Raw genomic sequence first — 16,647 nt, 5'->3', positions numbered from 1 at the left:
TTAGACATACTGCTCCTTCGCCATCCCCATCTTTTCCATAACCATACTTTGAATCTCCGAGTAATCGAAAGGAATGATCACGTTTTCAGCGAGTTCCCGTTTGCTTTCTAACAGCTCATGCATAAGCTCTTCTACCGTCCCCTGTGGGAAGTTTTGCTTGTCTGTAGTAATCAATTGGTAGACAAAAACATCCTTTGTTTGTCCAATACGATACCCACGGTCTGTTGCTTGATTTTCAACAGCAGGATTCCACCATCTTGTATAGTGAATGACATGATTGACACTCGTAATCGTCAACCCCACTCCCGCTGCTTTCGGTGATAACAGCATGATGCCAAATCCAGGCTCACGATTAAACTGTTTTACCACCGATTGCCTATTTTTCGTTTGGCCATCAATCACAGGGATGGAAATTCCATACATGCTCATAAATAATCTTTTCAAAATCGAATGAATTCCGCGGAACTCTGTAAAAATTAACACCTTTTCATTTTTCACTTTAATGCCTTCAATCAAATCTATTAAAGCAAGTACTTTAGGAATTTCTTTATAAGACAGATTCTCGTAATCTTTGATTACGACTCCAGGATGACCGTATAATTGTCTTAGCTTTGTCAGCATATTTAAAATCGCAATTTGACCGGTTTCCTTCGTTAGCAGCATATTTTGTGAGATTTGCTTTTGAACACCTGCTGCTTCTATATAAATAGGGTCGAGAATGGTTTTCTTCGGAAGCCTGTCATCCAATACCTCGGCTTTTGTTCTTCTTAAATAATAAGGTTTAATCTCTTTCAATAAACCTTCATAGTCAGCCTGCTCCATATACTTTCTTCTAAACTCTTTTAACGAGCCTAAGTGGCCAGGTTGAACAAAATCCATAATCGACCACAGCTCTTCTAAGCTATTTTCGACTGGAGTTCCGGTCATAGCGAGACGAAACTCATATTTCATCGCTCGTAATGCCCGCGAACGCTGGCTAGAATGGGATTTCATATTTTGTGCTTCATCACAAATAATCGATTGAAAGTCAATTTTTCCTAAAATCAACTGATCAATTTTTAGCGTATCATAACTCGTTAAAATAATTTCATATTGGGCAATTTGCTCAGCCGATTTAAGTCTACTACTGCCTTTGTGAACGTAAAGGCTCTCATTTAATAGCGATGCAAACTTTTGTATTTCCTCCAACCAATTTTCAATTAAAGCAATCGGAAGGACAATAAGGGTTGGTTTCAAGCGATTTTGTTCTTTTTGCCTTAGAAGAAAAGCAATCACTTGAATCGTTTTTCCTAGACCCATATCATCCGCAAGCAAGCCGCCCTTCCCCTGCTCATAAAGATGACAGAGCCATTGATACCCTTGAAGCTGATGCTCAAATAAGTTTGCACACAGCTTATTTGATACAGGATATTGCTGAAATGCCTTGTCCGCATTTTCAGCTAGCTGGTATTCTAATTCATTTTCATTATCACGAATATCTAAGGTGAACGTTTTACTATACCCTGCTTCTTCATCTGATGGAAGATCTAACAGTGTTTTTCGCATAATCGGGTCTAGATAATACCATTTTCCCTCGTGGAAAGCGTATTGCTCATTTGGATGCTGCTCCATTAAGCCTTTTAGAAATTCCGGTTCATAGGCCTTGACGGTGTCATCTGACGCATTTTCATCGGTTCCAAACCAATTCATTTTTGATTCCTGATTATAAATGGGTCGAACATGCTGAATCGGAATCAAGCCTTTCACCCGCTCTGAAAATAATTCCAAGTCAATTTGATAATCATGCTCAGGCAAGACAGCAGACGGATTTTCGAAAAATAATGGCACTTCTTCCCCTGTTATATGGCGTTTGGCTGCTAGCTTCGTGATATCTTCACTAACTTCCTCTGTACGAACAAATCGATTCCGTTTCATCCCCTTTTTAAAGCTTGTCATTGGTTGACTGAGCTGATTTAGAGCATAGGTTTCTTCCTCGCTCACGCCAATGGGTAACACTTCAATATGATCAGGCGCATGAACCTTGACCTCTAAGTCATAGTGATCAATCACATGATAGGTCTCATTCTCAAGGAAATTCTCTAAAGAAATACCTGCTTCACGAGCGAGCTGCTGGCATATCCCTATTTTTTGATAACCAGTCAGTTCTTCACGATTGATGGCTTTTTTTAACTCGTATACGTTTTGAGGCAGAAGCAGCAATTCATCGTCCATTTGATACATAGCACCATACGCTGTACCAACCCGATCTAAATTACTAGCGTCCTCCAGCATCAACTTTAGAGAAAGTTCGGCTTGGTCAGGAGTAGAATCTAAGCGTAGTTCGCCTGTCACCTCTACAGGGTCAACTGGAAGGATGAGAGATTGTAAGGCAGTACGTCCTTCATCTGATTGCAGCAGTTGATAATAGGAATCATAGGAAAGTATACCATTTTCGATAAAGCCTGATTCTGCTAATTCTTCCCAAGAAACATAGGACATAAAGCCAGGTAACCGGTAGGATTGTTCAATCTCCTCTTTAGATAACGGCAAGGAAAAATGGGTTTCCTTCCGTCCATGCTTTCGAACAAATTCAATCAGTATTCCATCAATCGAAGGTATCGTAATAACCTTCATCTCTGTCTGCTTCCTTCTGAAGAACATCTGCCTCTACCTCCCAACCTAGGTTACTTTTCAGCCAATGGTCAAACACATGCTGCCAGCCACGATGGTGTGACAAACGGCCATATTGATAGACCAAATCTTGATCTCTAACATCTTCCCGGCTTAAATCCGGTTCTTTTTCCAACACTCTTCTAGGTTTCTCGCGATCATCCAAAAGCTTATCAACCTTGTGTTGGAAGTGACGATTAAAGACACTCATTTCATACACATACACAGCGCCTGTTGCCAGCACTTCCATTATCACGACATCCTCAAAATAGAGAATCAACGTTTTCTTTTTATCAATCACGACCGCATCTTCTAATTTCACAATAAATTTCTTCCAATACTGAAAGCGCTCGTGATTTTTATTGACTTGATCAAAGAATTCTTTAATCTCAAGTGTTAGAACCCACTTCGCAAAACGTTTCTTTTCTTCCTCACCCACATGCTTCCAGAGCATCGGTTTCCGTCGGTAGATTTTTAATTTTTCATAAACTAATAATCCCAGCGGTTTCACATGGTTGAGTTTGCATCTTTGAATTAAGGATTCAGCCATTTGTTGTTGTTCGATAATCGAGGAGCTGACGAAGAAGCTTTTGAATAACGCTTTTTCTCGAATAAAAAAGGCTTCATCGGCTCCTTTTAAGCCTTCTAAGAAAACAGATTGAAAGAATGGTAGATTTTCCGTCAAAAAAAATGTCTTTAATTCTTCGATAAAACTTAATGCGCTGTTGGCGGCTGCCTTTGCCAGAAAAAGAATCGGATTTTCCTCGCGTGTGAAGACTTGCCACTTTTTTGCTTGTTCTTCCTCCATCCTTCGGCTAACCTGTGGCTTGTTTAATTGGTATGCCTTCTTTACTATAGGCCACAGATTGTCTGTATCTAGGGATTGATAAAGAACATCCACTGTAACACGAAAATAGCGATGGTCCTTTTCCACCTGATGATGGATAAAATGGAGCAGCTTGGACTTTCGCTGCTCATCTAAATCCTTTTTATATAGGTAGGGAATATATCTTTTTATTTTTCGTGTTTTTGATTCTGCCCATTGATCGAATTCTTCAACAGCTAACTGGTTAAATTCGTTTTCAAGCCTCTCAAGCTTCCCGACATAATCTGTTGTTAGATGATCATCTTTTATGGAAAGTCTAGACTGTTTATTCTCTTTTAACCATGACTCAAGGCTATACATGTGATATTCATATTTCATTGATTCACCAACTTGTCGATGGCTTCAATTGCTTCATCATCTTTTAGACGGAATAGAAATTCAACTCTTCGTGATAATTCAGGACTATACTGTCCATTGCTATCTTCTAGAGGGCTCGTAAAGCCACGGCCATTCGCTGTGACATATTCCTTTGATAATTCACGAACATGAAAGTCAGGCATTTCTTCATTATAAATATAATCCAGAACCGAATAAGCTCGCTCCTGAGAAAGTTTCATATTATACAAGTACGTCCCGCTATTATCGGTGTGACCTTCAATAATAATAGAAGAGATTTCATCCTTAAAGCGATCCTGTAGCAGAATATCTAAATAATTCGGCACAAACTGATTCAAGAAATCCTTCCCCGCTGGTGATAGGGCGGCGGAATTATACTCATATAAAACACTTCCAGGGAAACGGATGGCTCCTGTTTGCTGGTCAATGTCAATCGAAACATTGGACTCAGAAAAAGCTTCTGTTAACGCCTTAATGATTTCACTTTTTACACTCACGACTTCTTCAATTTTCTCTTCCTGCTGCTCTTGAATTTCACGAATATCTAAGATAACTAATGTTAAAAGAAGAGCAAATACCATTAACATGGCACTCATTAAATCTGCATAGGACTGCCAGTAATTGACTTCGGATTTGTGACGACGTTTCATCCTTGCATCACTTCTTTTGGTCTAGTTTTAACAATTACGTCACTTAATTCTTCCAAGCCATCTAGTAATTCCCCTTGTACGTCACTAAATTGATTCACTAGATTGCTAACCTCTGAAACAGCTTTCGTAAGAGTTCGATCCACATGCTCAAAGGTTTTACTTAGGCCATGATCAATATTTTCGCCAAAGTCCTTGACAGAAGAATCCAAGTTTTCTCTTGTGGCAGCAAATTGTTCTTTAGTAGTATTCCAATGTGATTGCAGCATTTGAACCTGGCTCGTTATTTCATTCACAAAAGATCCCGTTGAAATCATTGCATCTTGAATGACTGTATTGGTATCCTTTCTCATCGAAACAATTTCTGGTAATAAGTCGTTCTGCATTTGCTGGGCTTTTTCTAATTGTGCTCGAAGAACATCAATATTCCCAACGACCTCTCTTAGCTCAGGTGCCACAGGAAGTAGATTTGATACAGCCTCTTTCACACTCCGCAGTAGCGTGTCGGATTCATGTAATGAATGCTCTTGTGATGCTAATGCTTGTTTAAAATTATCCGTCATTTCTTTATAGGTTTCTGTCATAGTGGCAGAAACGGTTGTCACTTGATCAATCAACTCTAGATGCTTTCTTTCGATTTTCTCATTGAATTCGTTAAAGCCGTCCGTTAGATGATCGTATTTCTGAGCCAGCTGATTGCTGCTTTTGGCTATGTCGTGCTGCACCGGCAACAGTTGATTTTGAATCGTTTGGGCTTCGTTTAAGTGATCGGAAAGGGTTTCGATACTATTGAGAATATGGTCAAGCTGCGGCGAAATGCTCACAATCGAATCCACAATATGTTGAGCATTTGTTAATAATTGATTTGAATCCACCAATGCCTGCTTTTGAACTTCTAAGGAATCCTTAAATCCAGAAGAAATTCCTTGATAGTTCGTCGACATTTCTGATGAGATGGTGATGAGTTTAGTCAGCAGCTCCTCGTGCTTGGATTCTGCTTTTTCGTTAAACTCACTAAATCCTTGCGTCACTTTTTCATATTTCTCCGCAAGCAGCTTATTGCTCTTTAATACATCCTGCTGCACGGGCAGCTGCTCAAGTGTTAGGTTCTGTACCGTTTGAATTTGTTCACTTAAGTTAGCCATATAAGAATGGGCCTGTTGATAGCTTCCTCCCATTGCTTCAAGCTCTTGGGATAGCCTATCAAAACGAGAGAACACTCTTTCTGTCTTTTCACTTGTCGCATTTTGCTGCTGATGCATCATCGAGAAACTGTCTACCACTTGATTTAATGTACTCATCATATTTTGCTGCATTGTCTGTGTATCATGGATTAATTGACTAAATTGCGTAATCGATTCTTCAGTTCCGCCTGTAATTTGGTCGACTAGTCGATCCGTTAAATCCACACTATTTTTTTGCGTCAATTCAATTTGTGATTCTAATAACTTGGATTGTGATTCCATACCATGATTTATGTTTTCAAATTGATGGCTTAATTGATGAAACGCATCCTGAACATGATTTTGCGATTGTTGAATTTGCGCGACCATCGGCTGCATCGCCCGTTCCATCGCATCGGTCAGTAATGTTTTTAGATGGTCTGCTTGATTTCTCGATATTTTCTCCAGGCGGTTCAAAAATAACTCTTCATCTTCTGTACTTAACAGGTAATCTAATTTTTCCGCATGCCAATCAATTTGAAGCTCAAGAGAGTGGCCGATAAATCGATCATAAAACGTCCATAGTAAAGAAAGAAAGACACCCCATACTGACGTGTAAAAGGCCACTTTCATTCCTTCTAAAAGAGACCCAATCCCTGTGCGTAATGATTCCGTGTCCCCTACATTCAAATCAGAAAGACCTGCTGAGAGTCCAATAAAGGTACCAAGAACACCGATACTAACAAACAACCCCGCTCCCATATCCATCCATGGACGATAGCCCATTTGGTGGAACAGAACATCTTCACTGAAGAAGGAATCAATATTAATTTTCTCATCCTCATCTTTCGTTTTAACACGGTTATAGTAGCGTTCCCACAGCTTTTTATATCTCGATCCTTTCAAATCCTTAAAAATAGCATGGATTTGTTGGTCAACCCCATCGCTATCTGTTAAAGTACCCATGGCGCTCCTTACCTTTTTCATTGCCTGAGTTTCTTTCGAAATAAAGAAATAAAGAACAGCAGCCAATCCTACAGCCACACCCGTTTGAATCAATAGATAAATATTGGTAAATCCATTGGTTCCCATTTCTTGAATCGCTGAAAAAATATTTTCAAATAAAGGATACAATACAGAACCACCCTTTTGGTTTATGTCATTTGTCAATTAATTGTTATATTTATAGTTAATAAGCACTATTACTATCGTATCATAAACTTTATTTCGTATATATATTGGATGATGGATTTTTATTTCCAGTTGTGGAGAGGTTTGGTAGTTGTGTTTGGGTGGGTTGGGAATGTTCAGTCGTGTATTAAGGGGAATAAATGTATTGCTGGGGAGGAAATTACTTAGGAGAGTCTTAGTAGTCGGTTGTTAGTCATTAAAAGGATATATTTACTTTTTTTGCGATATGTTACTGTTCGACTCCGGTGGTCGGGGTCGAACAAGATGTCAGTCTATGCAAGTATTTCGGATAATTCTCCTAAAGCCTTTTATATGAAAAGATGTTCCATTTAAACATTTATTTAATAGTTACTTTGTATCAGAGTTTAGAAAATAATTCAGTAAAATAATTATTCATTTTCATCTCTCAATTGTAACGCAGTTACGTTTCCTTACAATTCATAGAAGTCACATATAGATTTCTCATCACTCCATCAATCAATCGCAGTCACAGTACCATCTCAACGAGGTAGAACTAACTATTATGCTCTCCATTAAACCGAGTATTAACTTCTTCAATATATCCAGTCTCAAATTCAAACCTTTTCGCTGCACCAACAATTTTTTCTAAGTACCCCATACGCGCATTACCATAGTTACTTTCCGTAGCTATATAGACCAGCGCTGGTTCATTATTATCGAATTCAGAATTTCTGACAACAACTTTTGTTTTTTTATTAATATTTGCCGATACCCCTTCATAACGATCTAACGTATTTTCATCATCTGGTAACACTGTCCAAAGAATACCTTCAACAAAGCTGTCATGCCCTTCTATAATGCTTGCCACTCCTTTTTTATTAAGGCTGTTTTCGTAAACAATGTTGGTTTTTAATGAGTAAGCCCGAATTATAAAAATAAGCGCACCTTTCCGGTATGCATGACAAATAGCCGTATATCATGACTTTTTTTGTCAGATGTACGGCTATTTCATGTTAATTCCACATTCAGCTTGGATCATTTTTGACCAAGGCATATATTGATTTAAAATATCCGATTGTTGATAGATATCTAGATTAGGTAAATCCGTCAGTAACTTCAATAGATAGCGATAAAAATCCACACCATTTGCTTTTGCAGTTTCTGCAATACTTAAACAGATGGCATTGGCCTTTGCGCCAGCCTCACTTACTGAGTGGATCCAGTTCTTTCGGCCCACTACACTTGGACGGATGGCATTTTCAGCTGGATTATTATCAATTTCAATACGACCATCCATCAAAAATGCTTTTAAACCATTCGCTCTGTTTAAGGTATATTCTGCTGCCTTCGCAAGCGCATTTTTGCCGAAGAATGGGGATTTTTCAACCCAGTCTAGAAATTCCTCAAGGATTGGCCTTGAGTATTTTTGTCGTTTTTTTCTGCGCTTACTTNGTGCCTAGTATAGTAAATAGTTATAAGTAAATAAAAAAAGGCCACCGTTTTCATTGTAAAATGGAAGTACCTATCACAGAACTTCCAACTACAATTCCCTACCACAAGGAGATGAAAATGATGGCTTATAACTTATTCAATCATATTCAGGGCAAAAACGGAAGTCGATGGGCACAATTTATTAGGGAAACAGGTACAGAGAATTTATTACTGGTGGCAGTAGATGCAGCGAAATATACACATAAGGCCATGATCTCTACATTTTATGGCGACATAATAGTAAAACCATTTGAGTTTGATGCTTCCTTAACTGGTTTTGAGGTACTAAAAAAACAAATCCAAACAGCGATTGTTCACAACGATATGAAGGTAGTTGTAGGGGTTGAAACGACAGGGCATTATTATGAGGCACTAGTAAGAAAGTGTTATTCCGAAGCTTTTCATGTCCGTATCTTGAATGCAGCGACCACAGCTAGGGAACGAGAAGCTCTTCTAAACTGGTCAAAGACAGATAACTTAGATTTGATGGCTATACTTCAGTCGATTATTCATGGGCGGGGGACATCTAATGAGCTCCCTAGTGGAGATGTTCNATGTTTCACCAATGCTTCAACTCCCTCATGATTGTTAGGATGATGTGCTCGTCTACACCATTATAAAAGAGGATTTCCGCATTTGCCGTTTTGATTGTGCAGATGCTAGAGGAAGAGCTGGTTGGTGGTGACACGGAGTTACTTTTATTTTCAGGAAGAAGTGTAACGGGAACAATAGTCAGTTTTTGATCTGGCATATGAAAAGCACCTCCCTTTAATATTGATATGATCATATTACAGGAGGTGCAGCTCTATTTATATGCGTCGTTTGAATACGGGCTTACTATTAGATAGTAAAAAGAGCCGATTCTTTAAATGAATACGACTCTTTAGTGTTCTTTCCTTACAAGCTGTGCTACATACTCCGCATGAATCGAGTTCGAATTAGATAATATGTGCGAGGGAACACAACGAGTGATTAAATTTTGAATGTTGGTTGGTGTGTATATATCAACTATTTTTTATCCATGTTTAGATTTTATTCTCTATTAGTGTTGCAACCAATAAATTTCTCTTTTGCATTTCCTTCCTCAACGAATCGCAGTCTCGTATCGTTGCGAACANGATTTGAATTGAAAGCAAGCTTTTACTTTCGATTCAAATCACCAGGGCACCAAGCGCAGCGCGGTAGCCTTGACTAAGCTAGGGCATTGGGAAAATTCTATTAGAATACTAAAGTAGCTAAATGCGACAACTATATTGACAAACACCGTTCACAGACTACAAAAATTGACTCGTGCCCGTCGTGAGTTAGTCCAAGAACAAACGGCTACAAAAAATCTTATTCGTGTGTATGTGGACCATATATTTCGTGAGTTTCAAGGGAAAAGTGTATGGATAAATGGAAAGCGTAAACATGTACAAATTTTTTCGGATTTCTGGGGAAAGTCTTCACTCTATTTTATGCGTCATTGTCTCCATCCAAGTGACATCCTTACCCTTGGAAAAAAGGGATTACGAGCCCTTTCAAAACAAGTAAATCTTAAGTTGCGCGAACAAACCATTGATTGTCTGCTTGATTACGCAAAACATTCCATTTCTCAAGCGAAAGAACAATTAGAAGTCGAACAATTTTTACTTATTCAAAGTCTAGATCGACTAGATATGTTGGATACGCAGATTAAATTATTAGAAAGAAAAATTGAAGATTTATTTGTTCAAACGGACGGAGCCGTCATCCTTAGTGTTCCCGGAATTGGAGTTGTCACTGGAGCAGAACTATATGCCGAGATGGGGGATATTTCTGATTTCGACCATGCAGGGCAGCTAATTAAAATGGCAGGAACGAATCCTATCGTTAAGCAATCGGGAGGGAAAAAGCCCTCTTATCATGCGATATCTAAGCAAGGAAGGCGAACCTTTCGAAATATAACATATCAAGTGGGAAAATCCCTGTCTATGAACAACCCTGAAATGAAACAGAAGTATGCGGCATTAAGAGATCGTGGAAAACTTCCAGGTCAGGCGTATATCGCTCTAGGAAACCGAATGATTCGTCTAGCTTTTTCAATGATCAAACACCAAACATTATATCGTACAGACCAACCTGACTACGTTTTATACAAACAATTACGAAAGAAACTGTACAAGGCCAATGTTAAACAATTCTATGAAAGGTTTGTCATCTCAACAAGTTCCCAGATTGCCTAGACTATGTGTTTATTTCAAAAATTCTACCCTTTTGTGCCTATTACAATATTAATTTATGTAAGTAAAGTAGACTCTTAATTAGATTTGATTTTATTTAAATGGAGCTCCTCTAGGACGTTAGATCACATTGTACCTCGTGCCTGAGGCATAGACCTCGTGTGCCAGCCTTATGGATCTTGTCCTGCAAGTACGAATAATACGTGAAAACTAAGTTTATATTCACTAGGCTGTATCCTCTGCAAGATGAAAACGCAAGATCCTTTCACGTTCTAGAGGAGCTCTATATAAAAACTCTGTGATAGTTGAACTAGTTCCAAAAATTGGAAACCCTAGTTTTACTTTAGGTCGGCCTTTTTTTGATAAATTTCACGCTTGACTAATTTACCATTATACGCTGGCACCGTTCGCCTTTACAATTCGCTGTATTATCCTCGGATATACTGATTATTTATTTTTTCTTATCTTGGATATGTTGATCAATATTGTTGATATTTCTTTAAAATGAGTTACTTTTTTGAATTAGAAGTTACTCCCTCCCAATTAAATTAATCTTGAACTTTATTTTTATATTTATTTGCTAACATCATAACGAGGAACTGAGGAATCAAATTCAAAATACTAACGAATATTAATAATTGATTCGGAGTAAGTGGCTTAAAATAGACTCCCCATCGTTCGTTTCCCGCCATCTCACTGATGAAATAAAATGAAACTATTCCAGATACTATATTGCCAATAATAAAAGGGATTAGGTTACCAAAGAATTTTCCAAAGAATGCAAGCAGCAAGGTCGCTACAATCATTATTAAATAACCAAACATTGAACGATTAGCAAAGTCTTGATACATAGAAAAATAGACAAATGGAAAACAGTATAAACAAACTATTAAAATGCTAATTCCTATTTTTCTCATATTTCACCTCTTTTTCTAATTTTAAGTACAACATATATAAAACTTATAAAGAAAAAAGTTTTTTCATCGTCACCTCCCTCATTTCATTCAAATTTCACCATAAAAATCCAGAGACTTATTTAATTAACCTGCTTCGTTACTTTAAGTGAGAAATTTCACGATATCTTTTAAAATTTAACATAGAGATCTGATTTTCTTTAGGCGAACAGTCCTGGCACCGTTCGCCTAATAACCTTACACAATGAATTTTGTAAACCAAGCTATATACTTCGCTCCCCATATAAACAAAAATTGAGAAACTATTGTGCCTAATAACCTTGAGGTTACCATCATTAGTGACATACTTTTTAGCTTATTGTAACTTCCTCTTTGATTAACAACATCGTCTGCAATAACAGATATCTTGGGATCAATAAAAATAACCAATAGTATTGTTGCTATCCCGTTAATTTATCCTGATGCCATAATTGCAGTTGAAGCCCTTTCTGGAGTTAATAAGGCCGCATATAATGCAGATAATACACCGATTGTATAGATTGCGGTTATTAACATATTTATACAAAATAGTCTTATTGGAATATCCTTACCTCTTACATTCCGTAGGTAAGAAAACTTAGGAAAATTAAGATGCGTTATGCCTCGCTTTATGTACTGTAAGGTGAACATCCTTTTCATTAAGGAGGGCACAGATCCTTTTTCCGCTGATAAATGAATGATTGCTCTTGAAAATAAAGCTATAAAAGTAGGAAGTAGAATTATTCCAAATACTGTTCCAACCGTTGATGCGCCAATAAGAATTCGAAATTGGGTTTCCACAAACTCTAGAGTATTTTCACTTGGAGCAGTATCAATTAAACTACCAGTGAACGGTTGTTGCATCATATTATCCAATCTTGAAAAGATGACCATTATATTAAAGAGTGATAAAGCGGACGCTATCATTTTAACTCTTGCACCTGATAACCTCACAGCATAAGCAAGTGTTTCTATCGAATGTATGATAAAAATAAACAAAGCAATAAATAATAGTTTTTCAGTTAAAAATTCCATTTTGTTACCTTCTTTTTCGAATGAATCCAATACCTAATTTTACCATATTTTAAATCCAATACATTCGTTTTCTTAATTTTCGGTTCTCTTTTACTGGACCTTCTTAAAATGAGAGATTGCACCAACTATTTCATCTATCACTCACGCAATGTATGAGTTTATTTCCGTTTCTACTACGGTTATAACTGTCTCTAAACTCGATTCACTTGCTTCATTTACATTTAGTGTTTTATTTTGCTTCCCTGAGAAATTACAACTATATCGTCCATTAACTGTGAACATCCCGAAAGAAAAAGCTTGCAATCGCACTCCGTTAGCACAATAACTAATAATACTTATTTTTCTTTTTCTTGTTTTAATAATTCTAATATTTCTTTGTTTTCTTCACTGACCTTTTTGATTTCCCTCAATTGAATAGACAGGTAATGGCTATCACAAAGGCGAACAGTGCCTGGCACTGCTCGCCAGGGGAAAAAGATAATCATCCCCCATGTTGTAGAATACTGAATCAATTTTCCCCTTCTAATCAAAAATTCCCAAATACGCGATATGTTACGTAATATATGGTGTATGTTATAAGTATATCCGTAACTATTTTAAATGGAGGAAACGAAAGTGAATGAGCCTCTAAAAGATAAACCGACGTTTACTGCAGATCAGTTAATTCCAGCTACGATTGCTGCAAAAAATTTTGGATCTTTAAGAAAAAAAGTAAAGCAGGTACCTCAATTTATTACAGAGAATGGTGTAGTTGGGGAAGTGCTTTTAGATTATCAATACTACGAAGAAATATACAGCCGGCTTAGAAAGTTAGAGCAGCTAGAGGAAAAAAGACAATCCTGGGAATATGCATTAGATTTAAATCAGATAGATGGAGTCTATAAACCAAGTCCATTATTATCAGAATTGATGGAAAAGGAAACTCATGGTGAGATTTCATCAGACGAAATCATAGAAAAATTAAAACAAATTTATAAACAGGATGAATAGTTTATGAAAGATCCTTATGTCTATAAAAATACGAATGTTTTAATCAACAAATTAAAAAGAACGAAATTACAAATATTTAGAAACGATAATAAAGGATGCCCTAACAAGTGGCAACAGAAAGATCTTTGTACTATCAAGTCGGGGAATGGGGTTAGTGGGCGAACGGTACTAGGCACCATTCGCCCATGACTCACCTTGTTGTCAATATTCTTTTAAATCAACAGTAATGGGTTCCATTTCTTTTGTTTCTACTTTTTTACCAGAGCCCTGAGAAAAATGTATAACGGGTATAATTGTTATTGATTGTGCATTTGGATTAATTGATTTAATCGTACTACTCCATTCAGAGGATAATCCGTTGTCACGGCTGATACCTCCATTACTATCCACATGATAAAGATTGCCTAAATCATCTTTCACATTTAAAAATTCTACTGTTACTTCAGGCCATTCGTCTAGAATGTGTTTTTCGACAAATTGTTTGTAATAGATCACGGTCGATAAATCATTCGTTTCATAGGAATTGATTACAACTGAAACGCCATGTTCTGACACCGATTGATTCACCACTTCTTTTTTGTTTGTTAAAGATTGTACTTCAAAAGCAAATTGCCAATCACCTGTAATGGATTCATTTGTTTCCATATTGACAAATGCCCGAGGTTCCCAACTAATTTCAATCATATCCGGATGATCCCCATTAAATAAAGGAGTGATTTTTTCTGTTCCTACATATGTGGTATCCCCAACTTTTTCAATTATACCCGTTGAACCCATGCCCTCTGACCCTTTGACATGAAACTGTGCAGACGTATAAGGGCTTGTCCCTAAATCCTTAGTCGTTTCTATCGCATAGGTAACGGTAATGGAAGCCCCATCATACACCGCCTCCTCGATCATGACGGATAGGCCATTGCTGGATTGAACCTGTGATATATCCGTTGCTACATCAGCAAAGTTGTGATTATATGAGGTCTCGTCTTTGAAATAATTCATAATATTATTCAAAATAGGAATTTGTGAGGCAAATGACGGGACAGCAAAGCCACTAGCAACCGCGGCACCTATAGCAATTGTTGCAGCCATTGCTATGTATCTAAAACCATTCTTTTTCTTCTTTTTTGTTCCTAATACATGCTGTTTCACACGTTGTTTTTCAAATTCACTGATTTCCACCGGTTCAATTTTATCAATATTTAAATCTAGTAACTTTTTATAATCGTTCATAAGATCCATTGCTCCTTCCATTTCATATTTTTCGCTAATTTTTTCTTTCCACGATACAAACGATTATCGACAGCTGATTTTGTTAAATGTAGTGAAGAAGCAATTTCACTATTATTCATCTCTAAAAAGTATTTCATCATAAAAATATCCCGATCGATTTCATCCAGTTTACTCAGCTCAAATAGCAACTCACTCTTTTGTTCACGCTCTAATAGGGTCTTTTGTATATTCGAATGCGTACTCATTTGTTCAGATTCATTCAGTTGTTTTTCACGTGCCGCTTGTTTTTCATAGACTCGATAGTAATCAATTGCTTTATACTTCGTAATGGTGCCTATCCATTTTTTGAAATCTACCTCATTCCCATTAAATTGATGGCTGTTTTTCCATACCTCTAAAAACACATCATTGATACAGTCATCGACTGAATCACGTTTTCCAATTGGCTGTAAGATTTTAAGTGCAATCGCTTTGACAAATGGCATGTATTCATCAATGACATATTCCAATGCAGCTTCTTTTTGCTTCTTTAAACGTTTAATAAAATTTTTATTAGAAACGAACATCGATTCTTCTCCTTCATTTTTTGAAAAAGCTTTTTCATTAACTATAACGAAGCGACCGGGGGAATATTCGCAACTATTTTCGTAATCAAGCAAAAATTCTCCATTAGTATATATACTAATCCTCTTACCCTACAATTTGTTCTACTCTAATAGTAATTGTTATCGGCCACTTTGAAGGAACCATATTGCTTTAGAGATGTTGAGGAATGGTATGTCTATTGAAATCGTAGCGAAATGTACGGAATGATCGATTGAAGAAGTGGAGAAATTAGAGGAATCGATGATGGATGAAGCAGAACAAGATTACCATGGCGAACAGTGGCTGCACTGTTCACCATGAATACATATATAGGTTGGAAAAAATAGGTAAACAATGAGACCTTCCCCAATGTTTTCATGTTTTCATAGACATGGCAAGCCGCATTACCAGCCGTACAGGAGTTGCTGGGTTTTTCATTTGATTGACATCGCCAATAAAAAACATATCCTTTTCCGGATAGTAAAAGGCTAAGGAACCTGTTGAACCAGAATGACCCATTAGCTCACCTTTTCCCATAAAAAGATTTGCAAGACCAGTTAGTGGAACTCTCATATATCCAGCACCGTAATGAATGGGAAGCATAGAAGCCTGCAACCGGTTATTAACTTTTAGTTCATGAAAAACAGTAGGATTAAATAACTTTCCGTTAAAGAACGCTTTGATAGATACCATTAATTCACGAGCCGTAGAAATACAACCGCCACTTGCGCGAATACTCCTAAGTAATTTCGGACGATAAAAGGCCGTGTTCTTATAATAAACATACGGGATAAAATTATCCTCGTCTGTCGGGAGATACGTATTTTTGAGTTTTAAAGGTTCAATAATTAATTGTCTATACACATCTTCCAATGTGGAATTCGTAACGATTTCAATTATTTTTCCGAGGATTTCAAAGTTTATATTTGCGTAATGAGCTCGTTTTCTCCTACCTGGTGCAAAATGCGGTTTTATTTCCTTCGTCTTTATGATGGTTTCATTAAAATCAATTGGTTCATCCTTAACAATCGCACGTTTTTTCGACTTACTGCTCCCCTCCTCTATCAGATCCCTCAATCCACTTGTATGAAACAATAAGTTCGAGATGGTAAGTCTATGAGAATACTCCTGACCTTTGTAAACGTGAAGGTTCTTTACTATGTCTTTTTTAAAATAGGTTGTGATTTCATCATCCAATGACAGCTTTCCCTGCTCTTTCAAAATAAAAATACAAGTGGTTGTGAACAGCTTGGTGATACTCGCAATAACGAATGGCGTATCTATATGTCTACCGCTCTACAAAATTTACCTAAACTTACTTAAATACTACTTAGAGGCAAGTTTTCCAGTAAA

14 protein-coding genes and 2 pseudogenes are annotated in these 16,647 nt (G+C 37.2%); 3 read left to right on the top strand and 13 right to left on the bottom strand.

Annotated features, from left to right (window positions below):
• From BQ5321_RS12640 to BQ5321_RS25200, 6 genes and pseudogenes are all read right to left on the bottom strand, one after another.
• Entirely contained in the window at positions 1-2,640 is a 2,640-nt protein-coding gene (locus BQ5321_RS12640) for a DEAD/DEAH box helicase (protein ID WP_071394827.1), read from the bottom strand.
• The gene (locus BQ5321_RS12635) at positions 2,585-3,853 is read right to left on the bottom strand and encodes a hypothetical protein (protein WP_071394826.1); all 1,269 of its coding nucleotides are present in this window, start codon (positions 3,851-3,853) and stop codon (positions 2,585-2,587) included. The genes BQ5321_RS12640 and BQ5321_RS12635 overlap by 56 nt, the downstream gene beginning before the upstream one ends.
• A complete protein-coding gene (locus BQ5321_RS12630; protein ID WP_071394825.1) occupies positions 3,850-4,521 on the bottom strand; it encodes an OmpA/MotB family protein in 672 nt (223 codons plus the stop codon). The genes BQ5321_RS12635 and BQ5321_RS12630 overlap by 4 nt, the downstream gene beginning before the upstream one ends.
• Complete coding sequence (locus BQ5321_RS12625; RefSeq protein ID WP_071394824.1) at positions 4,518-6,815, bottom strand: hypothetical protein; 2,298 nt, start codon at positions 6,813-6,815, stop codon at positions 4,518-4,520. The genes BQ5321_RS12630 and BQ5321_RS12625 overlap by 4 nt, the downstream gene beginning before the upstream one ends.
• Before the next feature lie 571 nt (positions 6,816-7,386).
• Positions 7,387-7,701 (bottom strand): gamma-glutamylcyclotransferase family protein, encoded by a 315-nt coding sequence (locus tag BQ5321_RS12620; protein WP_071394823.1) that lies wholly within the window; start codon positions 7,699-7,701, stop codon positions 7,387-7,389.
• Positions 7,702-7,836: 135 nt separating this feature from the next.
• Positions 7,837-8,283 (bottom strand): annotated as a pseudogene (locus BQ5321_RS25200) (IS66 family transposase); the annotation flags it as partial.
• Between the two features lie 62 nt (positions 8,284-8,345).
• On the opposite strand from BQ5321_RS25200, the gene BQ5321_RS12610 reads away from it, so the two are divergent.
• The gene (locus BQ5321_RS12610) at positions 8,346-8,909 is read left to right on the top strand and encodes an IS110 family transposase (RefSeq protein WP_452082099.1); all 564 of its coding nucleotides are present in this window, start codon (positions 8,346-8,348) and stop codon (positions 8,907-8,909) included.
• Here the strand turns inward: BQ5321_RS12610 and BQ5321_RS12605 are convergent.
• Positions 8,884-9,075, bottom strand: coding sequence for a hypothetical protein (locus BQ5321_RS12605; RefSeq protein ID WP_071392721.1), 192 nt, complete (start codon positions 9,073-9,075; stop codon positions 8,884-8,886). The genes BQ5321_RS12610 and BQ5321_RS12605 overlap by 26 nt on opposite strands.
• Positions 9,076-9,577: 502 nt before the next feature.
• On the opposite strand from BQ5321_RS12605, the gene BQ5321_RS12600 reads away from it, so the two are divergent.
• Positions 9,578-10,528, top strand: a complete 951-nt coding sequence (locus BQ5321_RS12600; RefSeq protein ID WP_234978398.1) for a transposase — start codon at positions 9,578-9,580, stop codon at positions 10,526-10,528.
• A gap of 545 nt (positions 10,529-11,073) precedes the next feature.
• On the opposite strand, the gene BQ5321_RS12595 is transcribed toward BQ5321_RS12600, so the two are convergent.
• From BQ5321_RS12595 to BQ5321_RS24285, 3 genes and pseudogenes are all read right to left on the bottom strand, one after another.
• Positions 11,074-11,442: a hypothetical protein gene (locus BQ5321_RS12595; RefSeq protein ID WP_071394822.1), complete on the bottom strand. Its 369-nt coding sequence runs from the start codon at positions 11,440-11,442 to the stop codon at positions 11,074-11,076.
• Positions 11,443-11,676: 234 nt separating this feature from the next.
• A pseudogene (locus BQ5321_RS12590) lies at positions 11,677-12,492 on the bottom strand (lipid II flippase Amj family protein).
• A gap of 335 nt (positions 12,493-12,827) precedes the next feature.
• Positions 12,828-13,004, bottom strand: coding sequence for a hypothetical protein (locus BQ5321_RS24285; RefSeq protein ID WP_159433431.1), 177 nt, complete (start codon positions 13,002-13,004; stop codon positions 12,828-12,830).
• Positions 13,005-13,107: 103 nt separating this feature from the next.
• Here BQ5321_RS24285 and BQ5321_RS12585 point away from each other — a divergent pair, with 103 nt between their 5' ends.
• A complete protein-coding gene (locus tag BQ5321_RS12585) occupies positions 13,108-13,482 on the top strand; it encodes an antitoxin VbhA family protein (protein WP_071394821.1) in 375 nt (124 codons plus the stop codon).
• 201 nt (positions 13,483-13,683) lie between these two features.
• Here BQ5321_RS12585 and BQ5321_RS12575 read toward each other — a convergent pair whose 3' ends face one another.
• The 3 genes from BQ5321_RS12575 to BQ5321_RS12565 form a co-directional block, all read right to left on the bottom strand.
• Positions 13,684-14,709 (bottom strand): DUF4179 domain-containing protein, encoded by a 1,026-nt coding sequence (locus tag BQ5321_RS12575; RefSeq protein ID WP_071394819.1) that lies wholly within the window; start codon positions 14,707-14,709, stop codon positions 13,684-13,686.
• Positions 14,706-15,275, bottom strand: coding sequence for a sigma-70 family RNA polymerase sigma factor (locus tag BQ5321_RS12570; protein ID WP_071394818.1), 570 nt, complete (start codon positions 15,273-15,275; stop codon positions 14,706-14,708). Before BQ5321_RS12570 ends, BQ5321_RS12575 begins: the two co-directional genes overlap by 4 nt.
• 394 nt (positions 15,276-15,669) lie before the next feature.
• Entirely contained in the window at positions 15,670-16,578 is a 909-nt protein-coding gene (locus BQ5321_RS12565) for a serine hydrolase domain-containing protein (RefSeq protein ID WP_084786766.1), read from the bottom strand.
• Positions 16,579-16,647: the final 69 nt, after the last annotated feature.

This window comes from Bacillus tuaregi (assembly GCF_900104575.1).
Taxonomy (GTDB): domain Bacteria; phylum Bacillota; class Bacilli; order Bacillales; family Cytobacillaceae; genus Bacillus_BD; species Bacillus_BD tuaregi.
The sequence above is the reverse complement of the archived record's forward strand: the minus strand, read 5'-3'. Positions and strand labels throughout refer to the sequence as shown.